Here is a 22,264-nt window from a genome sequence, read left to right as displayed (position 1 = left end):
ATCGAACACATGTTCGAGGACGCTTCCAGCGGCGATCTCCTCACCCTCATGGGTGAAGAGGCTCGCGAGGAGGCTGCGGCGATGGGGCGCAGGCTGGCACTCGTGGCCGAACTCTATGCGCGGCGGGAGAGGGAACATGAGGAAGCGAGGATGTTCTTCACCGACGTTGCGGTCGTCGTAGCGGCAGAGATTTCGCCGGTGCAGAACATCAGTCATGCCAGGGCACTCGGTCAAGTCCATGCCGCGAAGGCTCTGCGCGAGCGGCTCCCCCGGGTGGCTGAGATCTTTCGGCGCGGGTGGATCGACTACCGGGTAGTGGCCACCATCATGTCGCGTACTCAGAACGTGGAACCGGACATCATGCCCGCGCTCGACGAGGCTCTGGCCGCCAAGGCCGAGAAGTGGATGAAGCTCTCGGGTCCCAAACTGATTGACCGCGTGGACATGTTCGTGACGCGCTTCGACCCGGAGGCTGTGCGGGTGCCGCGCCGATCCGAGAACAATCGCCACGTCGAGATCGAGCCGGGGGACGCCGGAATGGTCTGGCTTACAGGCAATCTGCGCGCCGAGGACGGTGCGGCGCTGAACGCCAGGCTCGACGCTTTGGCCGCCACCGTATGTGACAACGACCCTCGAACCAAGGATCAGCGCCGCGCTGACGCCTGTGGTCCGCTTTCTCGCATGGAGGCCACACTGCCCTGCGAATGCGGGCTTGACGACTGCCCGGCGGCCGCGGAGCGCGCGGCCGTTGAGACGGCGGTCATCCATTTGCTGGCCGAACAAGGCACTCTCGATGGAACCAGCGACAAACCCGGTTATCTGAAAGGGTTCGGAGTGCTGCCCGCCGAGTCGGTACGCAGGGTGGCCAAGACCGCGCAATCGAAGCCGTTGGCCGTGCCCACCCCGGAAGCCAAGGGCGGCAATAGCTACCGGCCCAACGTCGCGCTGCGGGAGTTCCTCCAGTGGCGGGACCTGACGTGCCGATGGCCGGGCTGCGACAAGCCGGTGCAACACTGCGACGTTGACCACACCACGCCTTGGCCCCAGGGACCGACGCATCCGTCGAATACCAAGCACTACTGCCGGACTCACCATCTGCTCAAGACGTTCTTCCGTGGGCCACGTGGCTGGACCGAGCGACAACTTCCCGACGGCACAATCGAGTTGATCGCGCCCACGGGTCACGTGTGGCGCACCGAACCTCATGGCGCAAGCATGTTTCCAGCGCTCGGACAGTCGACGGGCGAGCTCGACGTTCCCGCGGATATCTCCGACGACACCGCGGATCGAACCTTGATGATGCCCCGGCGCAAACAGACGCGTGAGGACGACCTTCGCGACCGGATCAAAGCCGAACGCCGCGAGCGCGCCGAATTGATCGCCGAAGAAGAGCGGCAGCGGCAAGCCTGGCTGGCCGCCAACTACCAGCCCCCGCCGTTCTGACACGCCCGGCCGTGAAGAGCCGCGGAACCGTTCCGTCCAAGCTCCAGCGAATCTCCCTGAGCGACAATCCGTTGACCGATGTCGCCACGACCGCGGGTTTGGGCACGCACCCGCGCATGCCTGGGCTACACCCTGGGGCCGATGCGCCACAGAATTCTTACTGACTGGCCCACCCGTGTCTGGCATGCTGGGAGCCATGACGGAGCCGCAGTTCGGTGGTAGTGAGCATGGCAGCACGCCCCCTCAGGAGCCGAATTACCAGCCGCAATACCCGCCCCCGCCCGGCAGCGAGTACGGGCCGCCTCTCGGGGGCTACCCGTCGGCATACGGCGATCCATTGGCCCCCTACGGCCGTCACCCCATCACGGGCGAGCCGTATTCCGACAAGTCCAAACTCATCGCCGGTCTGCTGCAGCTGCTCGGCCTCTTCGGTCTGGTCGGTATCGGCCGCATCTATCTCGGCTACACCGGGTTAGGCGTCGCGCAGTTAGTCGTCGGCCTGGTCACGTGCGGTATCGGCGCCATCATTTGGGGCATCATCGACGCCGTCATGCTGCTCACCGACAAAGTCCGCGATCCACAGGGGCGCCCTCTGCGCGATGGCACCTAGCGCCGGCACGAGCCGCAGACAGCTATACGGCGCGCTCGGCACCGGCGCCGTACTGGCCGGCGCCCTGACGTACGTCGGCATCGCCGACCCGCATCGCCCGGGATTTGTCTTCCCCGCCTGTCCGTTCAAGGCGATCACCGGTTTGGACTGCCCCGCCTGCGGTGGTCTGCGCATGACGCACGACCTACTGCACGGCGACCTTGCCGCAGCGGTCGTCGACAACGTCTACCTGCTCGTCGGCCTTCCCCTCTTGCTGACGTGGCTTCTGATCCGATGGCGTCAGAGCAAACCGCTGATGAACACTCCGCTGATCGTCGTGATTGTCGTCTCGGCCCTGACCTGGACAGTGGCGCGCAATCTGCCCGGATTCCCGCTGGTCCCCACGGTTCTCGACGGGTGAGGCGATAGCCGCGCTGTTACAATCGGCTGCGGGCCGGTGCAGTCCCGGACATGAATTCTTCCGGACTGCGAAGGTGCCCCTCGATGCTGTTTTCGGCATTCCCCGAGCCCCAAGGTCTCTACGACCCCGCCAATGAAGCGGATTCCTGTGGTGTCGCCATGGTTGTCGACATCCAGGGTCGACGCTCGCACTCCATCGTCGCCGACGGATTGACCGCCCTCGAACATCTCGACCACCGCGGTGCCGCCGGCGCCGAGACCAACAGCGGCGACGGCGCCGGCATCCTCATCCAGTTGCCGGTCGAACTACTGCGCGAAGCGGTCGACTTCGACCTCCCGGCAACCGCACTCGACGGCAGCAACACCTTCGCCGCAGGCATCTGCTTCATGCCTCAGGAGTCCGCGGCCCGCGCAGCCGCCCGCGAAACCGTCGAGGCCATCGCCGACGACGAAGGGCTCAAGGTTCTCGGCTGGCGACCCTTGCCGATCGACCCTCTCGGTGCGAACCTCGGCGCCACCGCGATGAGTTGCATGCCTCACATGGAGCAACTGTTCGTCACCTCGACCAGTGAGGTCGGCGGCATCGACCTCGACCGGCGCGTCTATCCGCTCCGCAAGCGGGCCGAGCGCGAAGGCGTCTACTTCCCATCGCTGTCCAGCCGCACCATGGCGTACAAGGGCATGCTGACCACAAAGCAGTTGCCACAGTACTTTTCGGATCTGCGCGACGAGCGTTGCCGCAGTGCCATCGCGATCGTGCACAGCCGGTTCTCGACGAACACGTTCCCGTCATGGCCCTTGGCGCACCCATTCCGCTACGTCGCCCACAACGGGGAGATCAACACCGTCCGCGGCAACCGCAACCGCATGCGCGCGCGGGAGGCGATGCTGGCCAGCGCCAACATTCCCGGCGACCTGTCCCGCCTGTTCCCGATCTGCACGCCGGACGCTTCGGACTCTGCCTCATTCGACGAGGTGCTCGAACTGCTACACCTCGGCGGCCGCAGCCTGCACCACGCCGTGCTGATGATGATTCCCGAGGCCTGGGAGAACAGCACCACTATGGACGACGCCGAGCGTGCCTTCTGGCAGTTCCACGCGTCCATGATGGAGCCGTGGGACGGCCCCGCCTGCGTGACCTTCACCGACGGTTCACTCGTCGGGGCGGTGTTGGACCGCAACGGATTACGTCCCGGCCGGTGGTGGCGTACGATCGACGACCGCGTCATCCTCGCCAGCGAGAGCGGCGTGCTCGACGTGCCGTCGGCGCAGATCGTCGCCAAGGGCCGCCTGCAACCGGGCAAGATGTTCCTGGTCGACACCGGCGCCGGACGCATCGTCACCGACGACGAGATCAAGGCGGACCTGTCGGCAAAAGAGCCCTACGGCGAGTGGTTGCACGCCGGACTGCTCGACATCGCCACCCTGCCCGACCGCACCCGCGTGCAGCCCAATCACGCCAACGTCGTCAAGCGTCAGATCGCCTTCGGTTACACCGAAGAGGATCTGCGCGTACTGCTCACACCGATGGCCGCCTCCGGGACAGAACCGCTCGGGTCCATGGGCACCGACACTCCAACCGCGGTCCTCTCACAACGATCACGACTTCTCTACGACTACTTCGTCGAACTCTTCGCACAGGTCACCAACCCGCCCCTGGATGCCATCCGCGAGGAGATCGTCACATCGATGGCCCGCATCATGGGCCCCGAACAGAACCTGCTCGAACCGTCCGCGGCTTCATGTCGCCAGATCGTCCTGCGCTGGCCGGTTCTCGACAACGACGAGCTCAACAAGATCGTTCACATCAACGACGACGGTGAACATCCGGGACTACGGACCACCGTGCTGAAGGCCCTCTACGACGTCGAACGCGGTGGTGAAGGGCTCGCCGAGGCTCTCGAGGACCTTCGCGCGAAGGCCTGTGAGGCGATCGCCAAAGGTGCACGGACGCTGGTCATCTCCGATCGCGACTCTGACCACACCCGTGCGCCGATTCCCTCGCTGCTGGCCGTCTCGGCCGTGCACCACCACCTCGTGCGCACCAAGGAACGCACCACGGTTGCGCTGGTCGTCGAGAGTGGCGACGCCCGCGAGGTGCACCACATCGCGATGCTCATCGGCTTCGGCGCCGCCGCGGTCAACCCGTACCTGGCCTTCGAGTCGATCGAGGACCTGGTTCGCGAAGGCGAACTCACCGGCATCGAACCCGCCGCCGCAGTGCGCAACTACTGCAAAGCCCTCGGCAAGGGCGTCATGAAGGTGATGAGCAAGATGGGCATCTCCACGGTCGCCTCCTACACCGCCGCGCAGGCTTTCGAGGCGGTCGGCATCGACAAACACGTCCTCGACGAGTACTTCACCGACACCCCCAGCCAACTCGGTGGTGTCGGCCTCGACGTCATCGCCGAAGAGGTCAAACAGCGCCACCGCCGGGCCTACCCGGAAAACCCGACCGAGCGCGTGCACCGACGCCTCGAGGTCGGCGGCGACTACGCGTTTCGTCGGGAAGGCGAATTACATCTGTTCACACCCGAAGTCGTCTTCCTGCTGCAACATTCGACCCGCACCGCGCGCCACGACATCTTCCAGCAGTACTCCGACGAAGTGGACCGCCTCAGCCGCGAAGGCGGAACGCTGCGCGGGCTGTTCGAGTTCAAGAAGGTCAGACCGCCGGTGCCGCTCGACGAGGTGGAGCCCGTCGAGGAAATCCTCAAGCGATTCAACACCGGCGCCATGAGCTACGGGTCCATCTCGGCCGAGGCCCACGAGACGATGGCGATCGCGATGAACAATCTCGGCGGCCGTTCGAACTCGGGAGAGGGTGGTGAGGACACCGATCGGCTCTACGACCCCAAGCGTCGCAGCGCGGTCAAGCAGGTCGCCTCCGGTCGCTTCGGCGTCACCAGTGACTACCTGGTGAACGCGACGGACATCCAGATCAAGATGGCCCAAGGGGCGAAACCCGGTGAGGGCGGACAACTCCCGGGCTTCAAGGTGTATCCCAACATCGCCAAGACACGACACTCCACGCCCGGGGTCGGCCTCATCTCACCGCCACCGCATCACGACATCTACTCCATCGAGGATCTCGCGCAGCTGATCCACGACCTCAAGAACGCCAACGACCAGGCGCGTATCCACGTCAAGCTCGTCAGCAGCGTCGGCGTGGGAACCGTCGCGGCAGGCGTGTCCAAGGCCCACGCCGACGTCGTGCTGATCTCGGGCTACGACGGCGGCACCGGAGCCGCACCCCTGACCAGCCTCAAACACGCCGGCGTGCCGTGGGAGATCGGACTGGCCGAGACCCAGCAGACGTTGATGCTCAACGGGTTACGCGACCGGATCACCGTGCAGTGCGACGGAGGCATGCGCACCGCACGTGACGTCGTCGTCGCCGCGCTGCTCGGCGCGGAGGAGTACGGTTTCGCGACCGCCCCGCTGATCGTGTCGGGCTGCATCATGATGCGGGTCTGCCACCTCGACACCTGCCCGGTCGGCGTCGCCACGCAGAACCCAGAACTGCGCGCCCGGTTCACCGGCAAGCCCGAGTTCGTGGAGAACTTCTTTCGCTTCATCGCCGACGACATCCGTAAGTACCTGGCGGAGCTCGGATTCCGGACTCTCGACGAGGCGATCGGACACGCCGAGCTGCTCGACACCGACAAGGGCGTCGAGCATTGGAAGACCCGCGGCCTGGACCTCTCACCGATCTTCGCCGTGCCCAACGACGCGCACACGGGGCAACCCGCGCCCCGCCGCAAGGTCCGCGAGCAGTACCACGCGCTGGACCAGGCGCTCGACCAGACGCTGATCCAGCTCGCCGAGGGCGCACTCGAGGACGCCCATACCGTCCGGCTCGAACTGCCCATCCGCAACGTCAACCGAACCGTCGGCACACTGCTGGGCGCCGAAGTGACCCGTCGCTACGGTGCGCAGGGCCTGCCCGACGGCACCATCCACATCACCCTGACCGGCTCGGCCGGACAATCGCTCGGTGCGTTCCTGCCGCCCGGTATCACCCTGGAGCTCGTCGGGGACGCCAACGACTACGTCGGAAAGGGCTTGTCCGGCGGCCGGATCGTCGTGCGACCGCCCGATGACGTGCTGTTCCTGGCCGAGGACAACGTGATCGCCGGAAACACGCTGCTGTTCGGCGCGACGTCGGGGGAGGTGTACCTGCGCGGCCGCGCCGGCGAACGCTTCGCCGCCCGGAACTCGGGTGCGCTGACGGTTGTCGAGGGCGTCGGCGACCACGCGTGTGAGTACATGACCGGTGGCCGGGTCGTCGTCCTCGGCAAGACCGGCCGAAACATGGCCGCAGGCATGTCCGGCGGTATCGCCTTCGTCCTCGGCCTGGATCCGAGACGGGTCAACACCGAAATGGTGGAGTTGCAGCGCCTGGACCCGGAAGATCTCGCGTGGCTGCGCGACGTGATCTCGCGGCACGCCCAGTTCACCGGAAGCAGCCTGGCGACCTCACTGCTGTCGGACTGGCCCAGGCGCAGCACACAGTTCACCAAAATCATGCCCCGCGACTACCAGCGCGTCCTGCAGGCCACTCTCACCGCCAAGCGCGAGGGACGCGACGTCGACACTGCGATCATGGAGGCCAGCCGTGGCTGATCCCACCGGATTCCTCAAAGTTCCGAAGGTCGAGGCGGCCAAACGTCCGGTCGACGAACGCGTCGGGGACTGGCGCGAAGTCTACGAGCAGCAGGACCCGAACCGGCGCGCCGCGGAGGTATCCGAGCAGGCTCGGCGATGCATGGACTGCGGAATTCCGTTCTGCCACTCGGGAAGTGCGGGCTGCCCCCTGGGCAATCTGATTCCGGAATGGAACGATCTGGTGCGCCGCGGCAGATGGGACGCGGCCAGCGACCGCCTGCACGCCACCAACAACTTCCCGGAGTTCACCGGCCGGTTGTGCCCGGCGCCGTGCGAGGCGGCGTGCGTGCTGTCGATCTCCGAGGAGCAGACCGGCGGCAGCGTCACGATCAAGCGCATCGAGCAGACCATCGCCGACCACGCGTGGCTCAACGGCCAGGTGGAACCGCAACCGGCGGCCATCGCCTCCGGTAAGCGTGTCGCGATCGTCGGCTCCGGGCCGGCGGGACTGGCTGCGGCACAACAGCTCACCCGCGCCGGCCACGAAGTGACCGTCTACGAGCGCGACGACCGCATCGGCGGGTTGATGCGCTACGGCATCCCCGAATACAAGCTCGAGAAGGCGACGCTCGATCAGCGGCTGGCTCAGATGCGCGCGGAGGGAACGCGATTCGTCACCGAAACCGAAGTCGGCGTCGACGTCTCCGTCGAGCAGCTCCGGGCACAGTACGACGCCGTCGTGCTCGCCGTCGGTGCATTGCGTGCACGCGACTACGAAGTCGAGGGGCGCCACCTCGAGGGCGTCCACCTGGCGATGGAGCACCTCGTTCCCGCGAACAAGGAATGCGAGGGCGACGGACCCAGCACGATCAGCGCGAAGGGCAAGCACGTCGTGATCATCGGAGGCGGTGACACCGGCGCCGACTGCCTGGGCACCGCGCACCGACAGGGCGCGCTGTCGGTCACGCAACTCGACTACAACCCCGAACCGCCCGAAACCCGCGACGAATCGCGCACACCGTGGCCGACCTGGCCCGTCGTGCTGCGCACCCGCCTCTCACCGGCGCACGCCGAGGGCGGTCACCGGCGCTATGAGGTTGCGGTCCAGCGATTCGTCGGTGACGACAGCGGTCGCCTCCGCGCGCTGGAGATCGCCGAAGTCACGGTCGAACGCGACGCTCAGGGCCGTCGCGTCATCACTCCGGTCGGCGAACCGATCGAAATTCCCTGTGAACTCGCCTTGCTGGCCATCGGTTTCGAGGGCGTGGAGCGCATGCCGCTCCTCGACGAACTGGGCCTGACGCTCAACGGGCGCGGCGCCCTGCCCTGCGGATCGGACTGGCAGACCGCGTCGCCCGGCGTGTTCGTCTGCGGCGACGCCCATCGCGGCGCCTCGCTGATCGTGTGGGCGATCGCGGAGGGCCGCAGCGCCGCGCATGCGGTCGACACGTTCCTGATGGGGGAGTCGGATCTGCCCGCCCCGGTGACCCCGGGCGCGCTTCCGCTGGCCGTCGTCTGAATCGATAACGACTATGCTCGAGTGTCGTGAATAGACGCGGAAAGATCGTCTGCACCCTCGGTCCGGCCACCGCGACCGATGACGCCGTCCGTGCGCTGGTCGTTGCGGGAATGGACGTCGCGCGGCTCAATTTCAGCCACGGCGACTATCCCGATCACGAAGCGAACTACAAGCGGGTCCGGTCCGCGTCGGACGCCACCGGCCGGGCCGTCGGCATTCTCGCCGACCTGCAGGGTCCCAAGATCCGCCTCGGCCGATTCAAGGACGGCCCCACCTTCTGGGCCGCCGGGGAGACCGTGCGCATCACCGTCGACGACGTCGAGGGAACGTCGGATCGCGTGTCGACCACCTACAAGCGCCTTGCCGAGGACGCCACCCCCGGCGACCGGGTCCTCGTCGACGACGGAAACGTCGGCCTGGTTGTCGAGAGCATCGAGGGCCACGACGTCATCTGCACCGTCACCGAGGGCGGCCCGGTCAGCAACAACAAGGGCATGTCGCTTCCCGGGATGAACGTGTCCGCGCCGGCACTGTCCGAGAAGGACATCGACGACCTCGAGTTCGCCCTGCGCCTCGGCGTGGACTTCGTCGCGCTGTCGTTCGTCCGCTCGCCGGCCGACATCGAACTCGTGCACGAGGTGATGGACCGGGTCGGCCGCCGAGTGCCCGTCATCGCCAAACTCGAGAAGCCCGAAGCTATCGACAACCTCGAGGCCGTGGTGCTGGCATTCGATGCGATCATGGTCGCCCGCGGTGACCTCGGCGTGGAGCTACCGCTCGAAGAAGTCCCGCTGGTGCAGAAGCGCGCGATCCAAATGGCAAGGGAGAACGCGAAACCCGTCATTGTCGCGACCCAGATGCTGGAGTCGATGATCGAGAACTCGCGGCCCACCCGCGCCGAGGCGTCCGACGTCGCCAACGCTATCCTCGACGGCACCGACGCAGTGATGCTCTCCGGTGAGACGTCGGTCGGCAAATACCCGCTCGAAGCGGTCAAGACGATGGCGCGCATCATCCATGCGGTCGAGGAGAACTCGGTGGCCGCACCGCCGCTCACCCATGTGCCCCGGACCAAGCGCGGCGTCATCTCCTATGCCGCCCGTGACATCGGTGAGCGCCTCGACGCCAAGGCGCTCGTGGCCTACACCCAGTCGGGTGACACGGTGCGCAGGCTTGCGCGGCTGCACACGCCGCTGCCGCTGCTGGCGTTCACCTCGCTGCCGGAGGTGCGCAGCCAGCTCGCGCTGAGTTGGGGCACCGAGACGTTCATCGTGCCGCACATCCAGACCACCGACGGAATGATCCGCCAGGTCGACAAGTCGCTGCTCGAGCTGGGTCGCTACAAGCGAGGGGACCTGGTGGTCGTCATCGCCGGCATTCCGCCGGGCACAGTCGGCTCCACCAATCTGATCCACGTGCACCGGATCGGCGAGGACGACGTGTGACGGCGGATTTCGACGAACTGCTCGCGATACTCGACCTCCGCCAGCTCGCCGACGACATCTACGTCGGCTCCCATCCCAGCAAGAACCCCGTACGCACCTTCGGCGGCCAGATGATGGCCCAGTCGTTCGTGGCGGCCGGGCGCAGCTTGAAGCACCCGACGCCGCCCAGTGCGTTGTCGGCGCACTTCATCGCGGGCGGGGACCCGGAGAAGGATCTCGAGTTCCACGTGGTGCGGCTCCGCGACGAACGCCGGTTCGCCAACCGCCGTGTCGACGTCATGCAGGACGGCCAGCTGCTGACCACGGCGATGGTGTCCTTCCTGGCCGGCGGCCGCAGCCTGGAGCACGCGATCGCCCCACCGGACCTGCCCGACCCGGAGTCGGTGCCGCCGGTGGACGAACTGCTGCGCGGCTACGAGGAAGTCGTCCCGCATTTCGTCAACGCGCTGCGGCCCATCGAGTGGCGCTACACCAACGATCCGAGTTGGGTGATGCGCGACAAGGGCGAGAAGCTGCCGCACAACCGGGTGTGGATGAAGGCGCTCGGGCCTATGCCCGACGACCCGGTGCTGCACGCCGCCGCGCTCGTCTATTCCTCGGACACCACCGTGCTCGACTCGATCATCACCACGCACGGCCTGTCATGGGGGTACGACCGGATCTTCGCGGTCACCACGAATCACTCGGTGTGGTTCCACCGGCCTGTGCATTTCGACCAGTGGCTGCTGTACTCCACCGCCTCACCGGTGGCCGCCGACTCCCGTGGCCTGGGCACCGGCCACTTCTTCGATCGGTCCGGTCAGCCGGTCGCCACCGTGGTGCAGGAGGGGATCGTCAAGTACTTCCCGCCACGCTGACTACGGCGTCGGCGTGATCGTCACGTCGAACTGATCCTCGACACGGTGCTGGAACTCCTCGGCGCACTGCTGCACCGCGTCCTGGTCGTTGCCCGCGCGCGATATGCAGTCGATGTAGTCGCTGCCGCCCACCTCGTTGAAACCCCAAACGGCCAACCAGATGACGACGATGGCTTCGATGATGCTCAAGAAGCCGAGCACGATGCCGGCCACGGCGATACCGCCGTTGGTGGCCTCACCGCGCTTGGCCCGTCCCCAGCCGATGAAGCCGAGGATCACGGCGACGACGCCGAGCACGACGCCGCCGAAGACGGACAGCAGCGCGATGATGGCGACCACCAGGGCCGCGATGCCGATGCCGTTTTTGGGGGCGCTGGCCGGCGGTGGGTAGCCGTAACCCTGCGGCGGAGGCGGGGGATAACCACCTGGATAAGCCCCGTACTGCGGCTGTGACGGTGGCGGCGACTGCGCCGGTGGCGGTGGTGACTGGGGTGGCGTTTGCGGTGGCGTCTCGGGCTTCTCCGGCTCGCTCATGCCGAGGAGGTTACTCCGTGACCAGCGAGAATGACGGTAGGACACTCAAGGTGCTCGGGCAGATGATGGGTGGCGACGACGACCGCGCGGTCGGCACCGAACAGCGCACCGGGGGTGAGCAGGTCGACCAGAATCTGGTCGGCGGCGGCGGCGTCCAGATGCTCGGTGGGTTCGTCGAGCAACACCGTTGCGGCCGTGGTCAGAAGAGCGCGCGCCAACAGCAAACGCCGACGCTGTCCGGCGGATACGGCGGCGGCCCCGCCGGACAGCACCGTGGACAGCCCCTCCGGCAACGTGTCCAGCCAGTCGCGCAGACCTACGCGCCCTATCGCGGCCCGGATCTCGTCGTCACTCGCATCACCGCGAGCCACCAACAAGTTGTCCCGCACGGTGGTGGCGAACAGGTGGGCGTCTTCTGCGACGAAGACTGCGGACGGGTCGCTCCCGGCCATCGAGAGCATCAGCGTGGTCTTGCCCGATCCGCTCGGGCCCACGATCGCGAGGCGGTCACCGGGCGTCACAGACACCTCGGGAACGGCCGGTCGCTCGCGCGGTGAATCGATCGGTTCGGTGATCTCGGCGAGCCGGCGCGCCGCGATACGCGACCTTGTCAGCTGCACCGCAGCCGCCGGCAATGCCGCGCTCGCCTCGAACGCCGACAGCGGTAACAGCATCAGGATCGCGAGCGTCGTCGGTGCGATCGAGTCGGCGATCGCGATCGCGGCGATCACGGCGCCGAACACGCTGGCGCCGATCGCCGCGGTCGACGCCGCGGCCGCCACCGCCGCGGGGGCCGCCGCCGTGTCGATGGCCCGTCCCCAGGTACGGTGTCGCCTTTCGGCTTCGGCGAGTACCGCGTCGAGACGTCCGCCGACACGTAGCTCCGGAGCGTGCTCGAGGGCACGCATGACCGCAACATCTCGCCCCGAATGATGTTGTGTGGCAGCGACTTCCGTCGCCTCAGCGGCGCGGGCAGCCATCGCGGGCGCGAGGACGCCCGCGATCAGCAGGCACAGCGCCAGGACGATCGCCGCCTCGAGGGAGATGAGACCGATGCCGACGACTGCGGCCAGTCCGAGCACGGCCGCCACCGCGATCGGCAGCATCGCCCGCACCACGACGTCGGAGAGGTCGTCGACCGACGCGCCGATCCGTGCCACCAGTTCACCGCTGGGCATCCGCATCGCGGTGTCGGCAGGCGCTTCGGCCAGGCTGCGGTACAGCGCCTCACGGGTATCGGCAGCGCACCGCAGCGCCGTGTCGTGTGACGCCAGCCGCTGGCAGTACCCCAGCACCGCGCGAGAGATACCGAGCGCGCGCACCGCGACGACCGCGACGGTGAGGTCCAGCACCGGCGGCATCTGCCACGCCCTCGTGATCAGCCACGCCGAAATCGCGGCCAACGCCAGCGCGCTGCCCAGCGACAGGACACCGAGCAGGACCGCGAGCGCGAATCGACCCACCCGGCCCCTCAGCAGTTCACGCATCGGCGAGCTCCCTCATGAAGAGCACGCGGTCACCGATCGCGCGCACCGGATCGTGGTGACCGACCACCAGCACCGTGGCGCCGGCGCGGGCCCGCGCCACAATCGCGTCGAGCACACGGGCTTCCATCGCCGCATCGAGGTGAGACGTCGGCTCGTCGAGCAGGAGCACCGGCGCCGCCGAGCCCAGCGTCCGGGCCAGCCCGAGGCGCTGGCGCTGCCCGAGCGACAGCCCCGCACCGTCGCGGCCGAGCACGGTGTCCAGGCCTTCGGGGAGTGATGCGAGGACTTCGTCGAAACCCGCTGAGCGACAAGCTTCGTCGAGGTCTGCGCTCGGCCCCAACAACTCGAGGTTGTCGCGGATGCTGCCCGGGACCAGCATCGGACGGTGCGGTAACCAGGAGACCTGGCGCCACCATGACGGCAGGTCGAGGTCACCGACATCGATTCCGTCGATCGACACCTCGCCGGGATGCAGCCCGAGGATCATGTGCAACAGCGTCGACTTGCCGACACCGTTAGGACCGGTCAGCACAGTCACCCGCCCCGGCTCCACATCCTCGTCGAGCGCCCCGAGGTGAATGGTGGCCCCGGCCGCTTGAACGGTACGGGCTGCCGCCGGTCGGCGCGGCAGCTTGTCGAGAAGCCGGAGTGCGGCCTCGGCCGCCGTCTTGCCGTCCTGGGCGGCGTGGAACTCCACGCCGACGCGGCGAAGCGGCCAGAACACCTCCGGCGCCAGCAGCAGCGCGGTGAGGCCCGCGGTCAATGTCATTTCGCCGAATACCAGCCGCAGGCCGATGCCGACCGCGACCAGCGCGACGCCCAACGTGGCCAACAGTTCGAGAACCAAAGCGGACAGGAACGCCATCCGCAGGGTGCCCATCGTCGAACGACGATGCGCCGCAGCCAGTTCGGTGATGCGGCCCACAGAGCCGTCGAGCCGCCCCAACCCCCGCAGCGTCGGTATGCCCGCCACCAGGTCGAGCATCCGCGACTGCAGCGTGCTCATCGCCGCCAAGGCGGCCTCCGAGCGTTCCCTGGTCAGCAGCCCGATCAACACCATGAATACCGGAATGAGCGGCAGCGCGATCAGAACGATGAGCGCCGAACGCCAGTCGACCGCGGCGATCACCAGCACCGCAGCCGGCGTGAGGATGCCGGCGAGGAACACCGCGGGAAGATAGGCCGTCAGGAAGGGTCGCAGACCGTCGAGGCCCCGGGTGATCAACGCGGCTGTGGTGTCGCGTTCGGCGGCGAGAAGCCGCGGCGGCAACGCCGTCACCGCGCGGAGCACCTGACCGGCCAGGTCGGCGATCACCTGTGTCGCGCCCGTCGAGGCCAGCCTGCTCTGGAGCCAGTGTGCGACGGTACGGATCACCCACAGCCCCAACAGAAGTGCGAGCGGGCCCGCCCAGTGGCGAAGGTGGCGCGTGGTGGGGTCGGTGATCACCCCTGCCACGACGTCGGCGAGCACGACGGCCGCACCGATCGTCGCGCCGGTGATGAGCACCCCGCACAGCACCGATGCGACCAGATAGCGACGCATCGCCGGCGAGGTCCGCCACAGGTTCATGTCCGCCGCCGCGTCAGTCCCACCGGCTCGGGGATCCGGTCGGCCGAGATGCGTTGCCGGAATACCCAATACGTCCATCCCTGATACAGCAGCACCAGCGGTGCGAAGATCAGCGCCGCCCAGCTCATGATGGTCAACGTGTACGGGCTGGACGCCGCGTTGTCGATCGTCAGGCTGTAGGCGGGATCGATCGTCGACGGCATCAGGTTCGGGTAGAGCACGCCGAACAGCAGAACCACGACCGCCGCGACGGTCACAGTCGTGTACGCGAACGCCCAGCCTTCGCCGATACCGCGCCACACCCGCAGCGTCGCCGCCAGGTGTGCCATAGCCGCCGCGAGAAGCACGAGCCATGTCCAGTCCTTGCCGTGCACCAGCTGCGTCCACAGCCCGAACGACGCCAGGACCGCCGTCACGGGCAGCGCCAGCCGGCTCGCGAATCGCAGCGCTTCTTCGCGCACGGCGCCTTCGGTTTTCAGTGCCACGAACACCGCGCCGTGGAACAGGAACAGTCCCGCGGTGGTCAGGCCGCCGAGCAGCGTGTAACCGTTGACGAGATCGCCGATCGAGGTGCGCAACTGCTTGTCGGCGTCGACGGGAAGCCCGCGCACCAGCGCCGCGAACGCCACACCCCACAGCACGGCGGGCACCCACGATCCGACGGCGATGCCGATGTCGGCCCACCGCCGCCAGCCGGGGTCGTCGATCTTGCCGCGCCATTCGATCGCCACGACCCGCAGGATCATCGACAGCAGGATGGCCAGCAGCGGCAGGTACAGACCCGAGAACATCGTCGCGTACCAGTCGGGGAAGGCGGCGAACATGGCCCCGCCCGCGGTGATCAGCCAGACCTCGTTGCCGTCCCAGACGGGCCCGATGGTGTTGAGCACCGCGCGACGTGGCCGCTCGGGATCACCGCCTCCGGCGCGGCCGAACATCCCCATCAGCATGCCGACGCCGAAATCGAAGCCCTCCAGGACGAAGAAGCCGAGGAACAGACCGGCCATCACCACGAACCACAGTTCGGTAAGCGCCATTGCCACCACTCCTCTAGTAAGCGAACGACTCAGTATGCGAACGACAAGGGCGCCACTTCGTCGCTGCCGGGTGGTAGCGGCGCTGCGGGCTCGGAGTCGTGTTCCTGCGGCCCTTCGACCGTGTAGCGGCGGATGAGCCAGAACCAGATCACCGCGAGCGCCGCGTACACCAGCGTGAAGGCCACCAGGGAGAGGACGACCATGCCGACCGGGTGCCCGGAGACGCCGTCGGCGACGGTCAGCCGAATCGTCGGATCCCCCGTCGGATTGGGCACCACCACCCACGGTTGACGGCCCATCTCGGTGAAGATCCATCCGGCGCTGTTGGCCAGGAACGGTGCGGGCAGCGCCGCCAGGGCGAAGCGGGACAGCCGGCGCGACTGCGGAATCCGGCGACGACGCGTCAGCCACAACACCGCCACCGCGAAAAGCGCTGGTACGGCGAGCAATCCGATCATGGCGCGGAACGACCAGTATGTGACGAACAGGTTGGGCCGGTAGTCGCCCGGTCCGAACTTCTCGACGTACTGGTCCTGAAGGTCCTTGACGCCCTCGAGCCGAACGCCGTCGAATTCGCCTTTGGCCAGGAACGGCAGCACGTAGGGCACCTCGATGAGGTGGGTGACGCTGTCGCAATTGTTGTGGGTGCCGACGGTCAATATGGAGAAGTCGGGGTCGGTTGCGGTGTGGCACAGGGATTCTGCCGATGCCATCTTCATCGGCTGCTGTTCGAACATCAGCTTGCCCTGGAAGTCGCCGGTGACGACGAGTCCGAGCGTCGACGCGAGGACGACCAGGCTGCCCATGATCGCCGCCGGCCGGAACATCGTCTGCGCTTCGGAACGCCTGTCGTCTCGCGCGCGGATCATCCACCACACGCACACACCTGCGACGAACGTCCCGGCGGTGAGGAACGCCCCGAACACCGCATGTGTGAACGCGGCGATCGCGGTGTTGTTGGTGAACAGCGCGACGATGCTGGTCAACTCGGCGCGGCCGGTCTCCGGGTTGAACCGGGCGCCGACGGGATGCTGCATCCATGAGTTGGCGGCGATGATGAAGAACGCCGACAGGTTGACCGCGATGGCCACCACCCAGATGCAGGCGAGGTGCACGAGGCGGGGCAGCCGGGTCCACCCGAAGATCCACAGGCCGAGGAACGTCGATTCGAAGAAGAAGGCGGCCAGCCCCTCCATCGCCAGCGGTGCGCCGAAAACGTCTCCGACGAACCGCGAGTACTCGCTCCAGTTCATGCCGAACTGGAATTCCTGAACGATGCCGGTGGCCACGCCCAGGGCGAAGTTGATCAGGAACAGCTTGCCGAAGAAGCGCGTGAGGCGGTACCAGGACGAGTTCCCGGTGATCAGCCACGCGGTCTGCATGGCGGCGATCAACGGCGCCAGCCCGATGGTCAGCGGGACGAAGATGAAGTGGTAGACGGTCGTGATGCCGAACTGCCACCGCGACACATCGAGTGCGTCCATCTCACCCTCTTCCGTGGCTGTGGCTCCAGCCTACGACAGGGTGTAGTAGACGTCAGTGTGGGTTAGCTCACCGGCTCCTCGGCCGCAGGTGAGGTGGGTGTTCCGGCGTTGTCAAGGTGCTTGGAGGCCTTGCGAATCCCGAAGGCGGACACGATCTCGAAGATGCCGATCACGACCAACGAGATGCCGGCCACGACCGTCAGAATCGCGAGTGACTCGAACGGCAGCGCGAGCATGACCACGCCGGCGATAAGGCTGATCACGCCGACGAAGATCTCCCAGGCGCGACCGGGAAGCGTCGGGTCGCTGATGGCCGAGACCGCCGTCGCCACGCCGCGGAAGATGAAGCCGATGCCGATCCAGATGGCCAGCAGCAGGATCGACTCCTGCAGGCTACGGAAGCACAGCACCGCAAGGACCAGCGCCGCGGCGCCGGAAATGAACAGGAGAACGCGGCCGCCGGCTGAGACGTCGAGGCTGAACGCGAAGATCACCTGAGTGATGCCGGCGACCAAGAGGTACGCCCCGAAGAAAATCGCCGCGACCACGATTGTCTTGCCAGGCCACAGCCAGATGAGGGCGCCGAGAATGACGGCGAGAAGTCCGGAGACCAGGGTTGTTTTCCACAGATGCCGCATCAGGTTGGGCGGCGCGGTGCTAGTCATGGGCGCAGTGTGGCATAGCCAAACGGAAATGATCGTCGCATTTCGATATCGATTCGGGCGTCAGTCGTCAGCCCCGGCGCATGCGCCGTTTGGTTCCCCTGCCCCAGCGTGGCGTCTCTACTACTGTTCCGGTACCGGTGCTGCGCACCGATCCCACGACGCAGAAAGTAGGCATCCGTGTTAAGTGAGTGTCACAACCGTCGAGGTAGATTCTGGCGTTTCGCAGCCGTATTCGCCGCGGCCGGCGCCCTGGCGATGTCGGGATGCGCAAGCGGCGGGGGAGGCGGTGCCGGTGAGGATGCCACCAGTCCGTCGCCCACGGCGCCGGCGGCGAAGGTCGAAGCGATCGCCAATACCGTTCCGGAGGACATCAAGTCGTCCGGAGAGCTGGTCGTCGGTGTCAACATTCCGTACCCGCCCAACGAGTTCAAGGATCCGAGCGGCAAGATCGTCGGCTTCGACGTCGACTTGATGAACGCGATCGCGGCCACCCTGGGATTGACGCCCGACTACCGGGAATCGGACTTCGCGAAGATCATCCCGTCGATCCAAGGCGGCACCTACGACGTCGGGATGTCGTCGTTCACCGACACCAAAGAGCGCGAGCAGACCGTCGATTTCGTCACCTACTTCAACGCGGGCACGATGTGGGCGCAGCGGCCGGGATCCTCGATCGACCCGAACAACGCGTGCGGCAAGAAGGTGGCGGTGCAGGCGACCACCACCCAAGAGGCCGAGGAACTTCCGGCGAAGAGTAAGGCGTGCACCGATGCCGGCAAGCCGCCGATCGAGATCGTTCCGTTCGACGGGCAGGACGCCGCCACCAACGCGGTGGTGCTCGGTCAGGTCGACGCGATGTCGGCGGACTCCCCGGTGACCTCGTACGCGATCAAGCAGAGCAACGGCAAGCTCGAACCCGCCGGTGACATCTTCGATTCGGCGCCGTACGGATGGCCGGTGCAGAAGGGGTCGGCCCTCGCGCAGTCACTGCAGAAGGCGCTCGAGCATCTGATCGAAACCGGCACCTACCGCGAGATCGCCGTCAACTGGGGCGTTGAGAACGGGATGATCGACAAACCCGTCATCAACGGCGCGGTCTCGTAGAGGACGTTTCCATGAGCGATGTCGACACGTCATCACCCGATGCCCCTGCCGCCATCGATGCGGTGCCGCTGCGCCATCCGTGGCGGTGGGTGGCGGCGGTCGTCATCGTCATACTCGTCGCCCTGTTCCTCTACGGCGCGGCGACCAACGACTCCTACCGCTGGTCGACGTACTGGGAGTACCTTTTCAACGAACGGGTGTTGACGGTCGGGGTGCTCAACACATTGCAGCTGACCATCTACTCGATGGTTCTCGCGATCGTGCTGGGTGTGCTGCTCGCGGTGATGCGGCTGTCTCCGAACCCGGTGTTGAAAGCCGTTGCGTGGGTGTATCTGTGGATCTTCCGCGGCACCCCGGTGTATGTGCAGCTGGTGTTCTGGGGGTTGTTGCCGACGATCTACCAGAACGTTCAGCTCGGGGTGCCGTTCGGGCCCTCGCTGCTTCAGGTGGACCTGCAGTCGCTGTCGATCCCCTTCCTGCTGGCAATCCTCGGACTGGCGCTGAACGAGGCCGCGTACATGGCCGAGATCATCCGTGCGGGAATCAGTTCCGTGCCCGAGGGGCAGGCCGAGGCCTCGACGGCGCTGGGCATGTCGTGGGGGATGACCATGCGGCGCACCGTGCTTCCGCAGGCGATGCGGGTGATCATCCCACCGACCGGCAACGAGGTGATCAGCATGCTGAAGACCACGTCGCTGGTGACCGCGGTGCCTTTCACGCTTGATTTGTACGGCATCACCTCGCGCGAGATCGCCGCGCGCATCTTCGAACCCGTTCCACTCCTGCTGGTCGCCGCGACGTGGTATTTGGCCATCACCAGCGTGCTCATGGTCGGCCAGTACTACCTGGAGCGTTACTACTCGCGTGGTGCGTCGCGCAAGCTGACCACCAAACAACTCGAGGCATTGGCCAAGGCGCAGACGCTGGGGGAGGCGCACCCGTGACACCGATGGTCAAAGCCGAGGCCGTGTGCAAGAACTTCGGGGCGCTGCAGGTTCTCAAGGGCGTCACGCTCGAGATCGGACGCGGCGAGGTGCTGTGCATGGTCGGGCCGTCCGGCTCGGGCAAGTCCACGTTCCTGCGGTGCATCAACCACCTCGAACAGGTCAATGCCGGGCGCCTGTATGTGGACGGGGAGCTGATCGGATACCGGCAGCGGGGCAACAAAATCCACGAGATGCCCCCGCGGGAGGCGGCCCGGCAGCGCCGCGACATCGGCATGGTCTTCCAGCACTTCAACCTGTTTCCCCACCGCACCGTGCTCGAGAACGTCATCGAGGCGCCCATTCACGTCAAACGCGTCAAGAAGGACGAGGCGGTGGCGCGCGCCCGAGACCTGCTCGACCAGGTGGGACTGACCACCAAAGCCGACGCCTATCCCGCCCAGCTGTCGGGCGGCCAGCAGCAACGTGTCGCGATCGCCCGCGCCCTGGCGATGAGCCCCAAGCTGATGCTCTTCGACGAACCCACCTCGGCACTGGACCCCGAACTTGTCGGTGAAGTCCTCGAAGTGATGAAAACGCTTGCCGCCGAGGGTATGACGATGGTGGTGGTGACACACGAAATGGGGTTCGCCCGCGAGGTGGCCAACCAACTGGTGTTCATGGACGGCGGCGTGGTCGTGGAGAGCGGACCGCCGCGCGAAGTGCTGTCCAACCCGAAGCACGAACGCACGAAGGCGTTTCTGTCCAAGGTGCTGTAGACAGATGCCGGCCAATGCCCCGGATCCGGCGACACCGCTGTGGCGGGCCGCCCAGGTGTTCCGACTGCTGAGTTGCCTGTACGCACTCGGATTTCAGGTGTCGGTGAACCCCGACCTGGATCGCCCGGGCGTGGCGTGGACGTTGTTCGCCGTGCTGCTGGGGTTCAGTGCCGTGTGCGCCGTCGCCTATCTGCAGGGGTTCGGCCGACGCCCGGCGTTCGTCCTGGCCGAGATCGGGGTGGTCCTGACGTTGATTCTGTCGACCGAGGTGGTCGCCTCCTCCCAGTGGGCGTTCGACAACCAGTCGTGGCCGACGACGCTGTGGGCCACCAATGCGACGATCTCGGCGGCGATCGTCGCGGGGCCGATCGCGGGCATGTTCACCGGCGTGCTCGTGATGGCCGCCAGCACCGTCGTCAAGGGCTTCATCAACTACGACCTCGGCCGCAACGCGACCATCGTCATCGAACTCGCCGTCGGCCTCGCGGTGGGCATGGCCGCGCAGACCGCGCGACGGGCCCATTTCGAATTGGAGCAGGCGACTCGGCTGGCGGCGGCCCATCAGGAGCGCGAACGGCTGTCTCGGGAAGTGCACGACGGCGCCATCCAGGTGCTCGCGCTGGTCTCGCGCCGCGGCCGCGAAATCGGGGGAGCGACAGCCGAACTGGCCGAACTCGCGGGCGAGCAGGAACGTGCGTTGAGGCGGCTGGTCAGCTCCGGTGAGGCCGAACCACGCGTCGGGGCGATGACCGACGTCGGCGCGTTGCTGCGACAGCGCGCGTCTGACCGCGTCTCGGTCAGCCTGCCCGCCGAACCGGTGCTCCTCGACGCCGTCGTCGCCACGGAGTTGTCCGCCGCGGTCGTCAACGCGCTCGACAATGTGGTCGCCCACGCCGGACCGGGTGCCCATGCCTATGTGCTCCTCGAAGACCTCGGCGACACGATCACGGTGAGCATCCGTGACGACGGCACCGGGATCCCCGAGGGACGGCTCGAGGAAGCGGTGCGCGAGGGCCGCATCGGTGTCGCGAAATCGATTGTCGGACGGATGAACTGGCTGGGTGGCAGCGCCAAGCTGACCACCGGGCCGGAGAGCGGGACGGAATGGGAACTGACGCTACCCCGACGGTGATGGTGGTCGACGACCATCCCATCTGGCGCGACGCGGTGGCCCGCGACCTCGAAGAGGACGGTTTCACCGTGGTCGCCACCGCCGACGGCGTGGGCGCTGCCCGGCGCCGCGCCGCAGCGGTCCAGCCCCAGGTGGTGGTGATGGACATGCGGCTCGCCGACGGTGACGGCGCGCAGGCGACCGCGGAAGTGCTCGCGGTGTCGCCGTCGTCGAAGATCCTCGTGCTCTCGGCATCCGACGAACGAGAGGACGTGCTCGAGGCGGTGAAGGCCGGGGCGACCGGTTACCTGGTGAAGAGCGCATCGAAACAGGAACTCGGCGATGCGGTGCGCGCCACCGCCGAGGGCAGGGCCGTGTTCACCCCAGGTCTGGCTGGCCTGGTGCTCGGCGAGTACCGGCGGATCGCCCAGACCCGGAGCGGGCCGGAAACCCCGAGCCTGACAGAACGTGAGACCGAGATACTTCGCTACGTCGCCAAAGGGCTGACCGCCAAACAGATCGCCGCGCGGCTGTCGCTGAGCCACCGCACCGTCGAGAACCACGTGCAGGCCACGTTCCGCAAGCTGCAGGTCGCCAACCGCGTCGAGTTGGCGCGATACGCGATCGAACACGGGCTCGACGAGTAGTCCTACTCATCCCGTGGCGCCGTCGCGCTGCGACGATGGCTG

General features: G+C 66.9%; 18 protein-coding genes. 12 read left to right on the top strand and 6 right to left on the bottom strand.

The genetic code is table 11. The features are described 5' to 3' along the window. Positions 1-9 precede the first annotated feature (9 nt). From AU072_RS24735 to AU072_RS24705, 7 genes are all read left to right on the top strand, one after another. Entirely contained in the window at positions 10-1,443 is a 1,434-nt protein-coding gene (locus AU072_RS24735; protein ID WP_064416200.1) for an HNH endonuclease signature motif containing protein, read from the top strand. Between the two features lie 196 nt (positions 1,444-1,639). Next, positions 1,640-2,053, top strand: a complete 414-nt coding sequence (locus AU072_RS24730; protein ID WP_064416313.1) for an NINE protein — start codon at positions 1,640-1,642, stop codon at positions 2,051-2,053. Next, entirely contained in the window at positions 2,043-2,453 is a 411-nt protein-coding gene (locus AU072_RS24725) for a DUF2752 domain-containing protein (RefSeq protein ID WP_064346208.1), read from the top strand. Before AU072_RS24730 ends, AU072_RS24725 begins: the two co-directional genes overlap by 11 nt. 83 nt (positions 2,454-2,536) lie before the next feature. Then, positions 2,537-7,078: a glutamate synthase large subunit gene (gene gltB / locus AU072_RS24720; protein WP_064416199.1), complete on the top strand. Its 4,542-nt coding sequence runs from the start codon at positions 2,537-2,539 to the stop codon at positions 7,076-7,078. After that, complete coding sequence (locus tag AU072_RS24715; RefSeq protein WP_064416198.1) at positions 7,071-8,579, top strand: glutamate synthase subunit beta; 1,509 nt, start codon at positions 7,071-7,073, stop codon at positions 8,577-8,579. The genes gltB and AU072_RS24715 overlap by 8 nt, the downstream gene beginning before the upstream one ends. 26 nt (positions 8,580-8,605) lie before the next feature. Next, positions 8,606-10,024, top strand: a complete 1,419-nt coding sequence (gene pyk, locus AU072_RS24710) for a pyruvate kinase (RefSeq protein WP_064416197.1) — start codon at positions 8,606-8,608, stop codon at positions 10,022-10,024. Next, positions 10,021-10,881, top strand: coding sequence for an acyl-CoA thioesterase II (locus tag AU072_RS24705; protein ID WP_064416196.1), 861 nt, complete (start codon positions 10,021-10,023; stop codon positions 10,879-10,881). The genes pyk and AU072_RS24705 overlap by 4 nt, the downstream gene beginning before the upstream one ends. Here the strand turns inward: AU072_RS24705 and AU072_RS24700 are convergent, their stop codons facing one another. The 6 genes from AU072_RS24700 to AU072_RS24675 all read right to left on the bottom strand — a co-directional run bounded on the left by AU072_RS24700 (position 10,882) and on the right by AU072_RS24675 (position 17,658). Then, positions 10,882-11,415 (bottom strand): DUF4190 domain-containing protein, encoded by a 534-nt coding sequence (locus AU072_RS24700; RefSeq protein ID WP_064416195.1) that lies wholly within the window; start codon positions 11,413-11,415, stop codon positions 10,882-10,884. Beyond that, complete coding sequence (locus AU072_RS24695) at positions 11,412-12,902, bottom strand: ATP-binding cassette domain-containing protein (RefSeq protein ID WP_064416194.1); 1,491 nt, start codon at positions 12,900-12,902, stop codon at positions 11,412-11,414. The genes AU072_RS24700 and AU072_RS24695 overlap by 4 nt, the downstream gene beginning before the upstream one ends. Continuing rightward, on the bottom strand, positions 12,895-14,445 hold the full coding sequence (cydD, locus tag AU072_RS24690; protein WP_064416312.1) for a thiol reductant ABC exporter subunit CydD: 1,551 nt from the start codon (positions 14,443-14,445) through the stop codon (positions 12,895-12,897). Before cydD ends, AU072_RS24695 begins: the two co-directional genes overlap by 8 nt. 23 nt (positions 14,446-14,468) lie before the next feature. Further along, positions 14,469-15,509 carry a cytochrome d ubiquinol oxidase subunit II gene (gene cydB, locus AU072_RS24685; protein WP_064416193.1) on the bottom strand — a complete coding sequence of 347 codons (1,041 nt, stop codon included), beginning with the start codon at positions 15,507-15,509 and terminating at the stop codon, positions 14,469-14,471. A gap of 29 nt (positions 15,510-15,538) precedes the next feature. Continuing rightward, the gene (locus tag AU072_RS24680) at positions 15,539-16,993 is read right to left on the bottom strand and encodes a cytochrome ubiquinol oxidase subunit I (RefSeq protein ID WP_064416192.1); all 1,455 of its coding nucleotides are present in this window, start codon (positions 16,991-16,993) and stop codon (positions 15,539-15,541) included. Positions 16,994-17,055: 62 nt separating this feature from the next. Beyond that, positions 17,056-17,658 (bottom strand): HdeD family acid-resistance protein, encoded by a 603-nt coding sequence (locus AU072_RS24675; protein ID WP_064416191.1) that lies wholly within the window; start codon positions 17,656-17,658, stop codon positions 17,056-17,058. Between the two features lie 255 nt (positions 17,659-17,913). Between AU072_RS24675 and AU072_RS24670 the strand changes: the two genes are divergently transcribed. From AU072_RS24670 to AU072_RS24650, 5 genes are read left to right on the top strand one after another with little or no spacing between them, the layout of a single operon-like run. Then, the gene (locus AU072_RS24670) at positions 17,914-18,762 is read left to right on the top strand and encodes an ABC transporter substrate-binding protein (protein WP_082681015.1); all 849 of its coding nucleotides are present in this window, start codon (positions 17,914-17,916) and stop codon (positions 18,760-18,762) included. An 11-nt stretch (positions 18,763-18,773) separates the two neighbouring features. Next, positions 18,774-19,706, top strand: a complete 933-nt coding sequence (locus tag AU072_RS24665) for an amino acid ABC transporter permease (RefSeq protein ID WP_064416189.1) — start codon at positions 18,774-18,776, stop codon at positions 19,704-19,706. 5 nt (positions 19,707-19,711) lie between these two features. Next, a complete protein-coding gene (locus tag AU072_RS24660) occupies positions 19,712-20,464 on the top strand; it encodes an amino acid ABC transporter ATP-binding protein (protein ID WP_064416311.1) in 753 nt (250 codons plus the stop codon). 4 nt (positions 20,465-20,468) lie between these two features. Further along, positions 20,469-21,596: a MacS family sensor histidine kinase gene (gene macS, locus AU072_RS24655; RefSeq protein WP_174523818.1), complete on the top strand. Its 1,128-nt coding sequence runs from the start codon at positions 20,469-20,471 to the stop codon at positions 21,594-21,596. Beyond that, positions 21,569-22,222 carry a response regulator gene (locus AU072_RS24650; protein WP_064416188.1) on the top strand — a complete coding sequence of 218 codons (654 nt, stop codon included), beginning with the start codon at positions 21,569-21,571 and terminating at the stop codon, positions 22,220-22,222. Before macS ends, AU072_RS24650 begins: the two co-directional genes overlap by 28 nt. The last annotated feature ends 42 nt before the right edge of the window (positions 22,223-22,264 follow it).

Source organism: Mycolicibacterium novocastrense (genome assembly GCF_001499835.1).
Lineage (GTDB): Bacteria > Actinomycetota > Actinomycetes > Mycobacteriales > Mycobacteriaceae > Mycobacterium > Mycobacterium novocastrense.
Note: the sequence above shows the minus strand (reverse complement) of the source record. Positions and strands in the feature narration are given on the sequence as shown.

Bases quoted from the DNA above. Each gene is read 5' to 3' on its own strand.
- AU072_RS24735 (WP_064416200.1), top strand. From the start codon at position 10: ATGTTCGAGGACGCTTCCAGCGGCGATCTCCTCACCCTCATGGGTGAA.
- AU072_RS24730 (WP_064416313.1), top strand. From the start codon at position 1,640: ATGACGGAGCCGCAGTTCGGTGGTAGTGAGCATGGCAGCACGCCCCCT.
- AU072_RS24725 (WP_064346208.1), top strand. From the start codon at position 2,043: ATGGCACCTAGCGCCGGCACGAGCCGCAGACAGCTATACGGCGCGCTC.
- gltB (WP_064416199.1), top strand. From the start codon at position 2,537: ATGCTGTTTTCGGCATTCCCCGAGCCCCAAGGTCTCTACGACCCCGCC.
- AU072_RS24700 (WP_064416195.1), bottom strand. From the start codon at position 11,415: ATGAGCGAGCCGGAGAAGCCCGAGACGCCACCGCAAACGCCACCCCAG.
- AU072_RS24695 (WP_064416194.1), bottom strand. From the start codon at position 12,902: ATGCGTGAACTGCTGAGGGGCCGGGTGGGTCGATTCGCGCTCGCGGTC.
- cydD (WP_064416312.1), bottom strand. From the start codon at position 14,445: ATGCGTCGCTATCTGGTCGCATCGGTGCTGTGCGGGGTGCTCATCACC.
- cydB (WP_064416193.1), bottom strand. From the start codon at position 15,509: ATGGCGCTTACCGAACTGTGGTTCGTGGTGATGGCCGGTCTGTTCCTC.
- AU072_RS24680 (WP_064416192.1), bottom strand. From the start codon at position 16,993: ATGGACGCACTCGATGTGTCGCGGTGGCAGTTCGGCATCACGACCGTC.
- AU072_RS24675 (WP_064416191.1), bottom strand. From the start codon at position 17,658: ATGACTAGCACCGCGCCGCCCAACCTGATGCGGCATCTGTGGAAAACA.
- AU072_RS24670 (WP_082681015.1), top strand. From the start codon at position 17,914: ATGTCGGGATGCGCAAGCGGCGGGGGAGGCGGTGCCGGTGAGGATGCC.
- AU072_RS24665 (WP_064416189.1), top strand. From the start codon at position 18,774: ATGAGCGATGTCGACACGTCATCACCCGATGCCCCTGCCGCCATCGAT.
- AU072_RS24660 (WP_064416311.1), top strand. From the start codon at position 19,712: ATGGTCAAAGCCGAGGCCGTGTGCAAGAACTTCGGGGCGCTGCAGGTT.
- macS (WP_174523818.1), top strand. From the start codon at position 20,469: ATGCCGGCCAATGCCCCGGATCCGGCGACACCGCTGTGGCGGGCCGCC.
- AU072_RS24650 (WP_064416188.1), top strand. From the start codon at position 21,569: ATGGGAACTGACGCTACCCCGACGGTGATGGTGGTCGACGACCATCCC.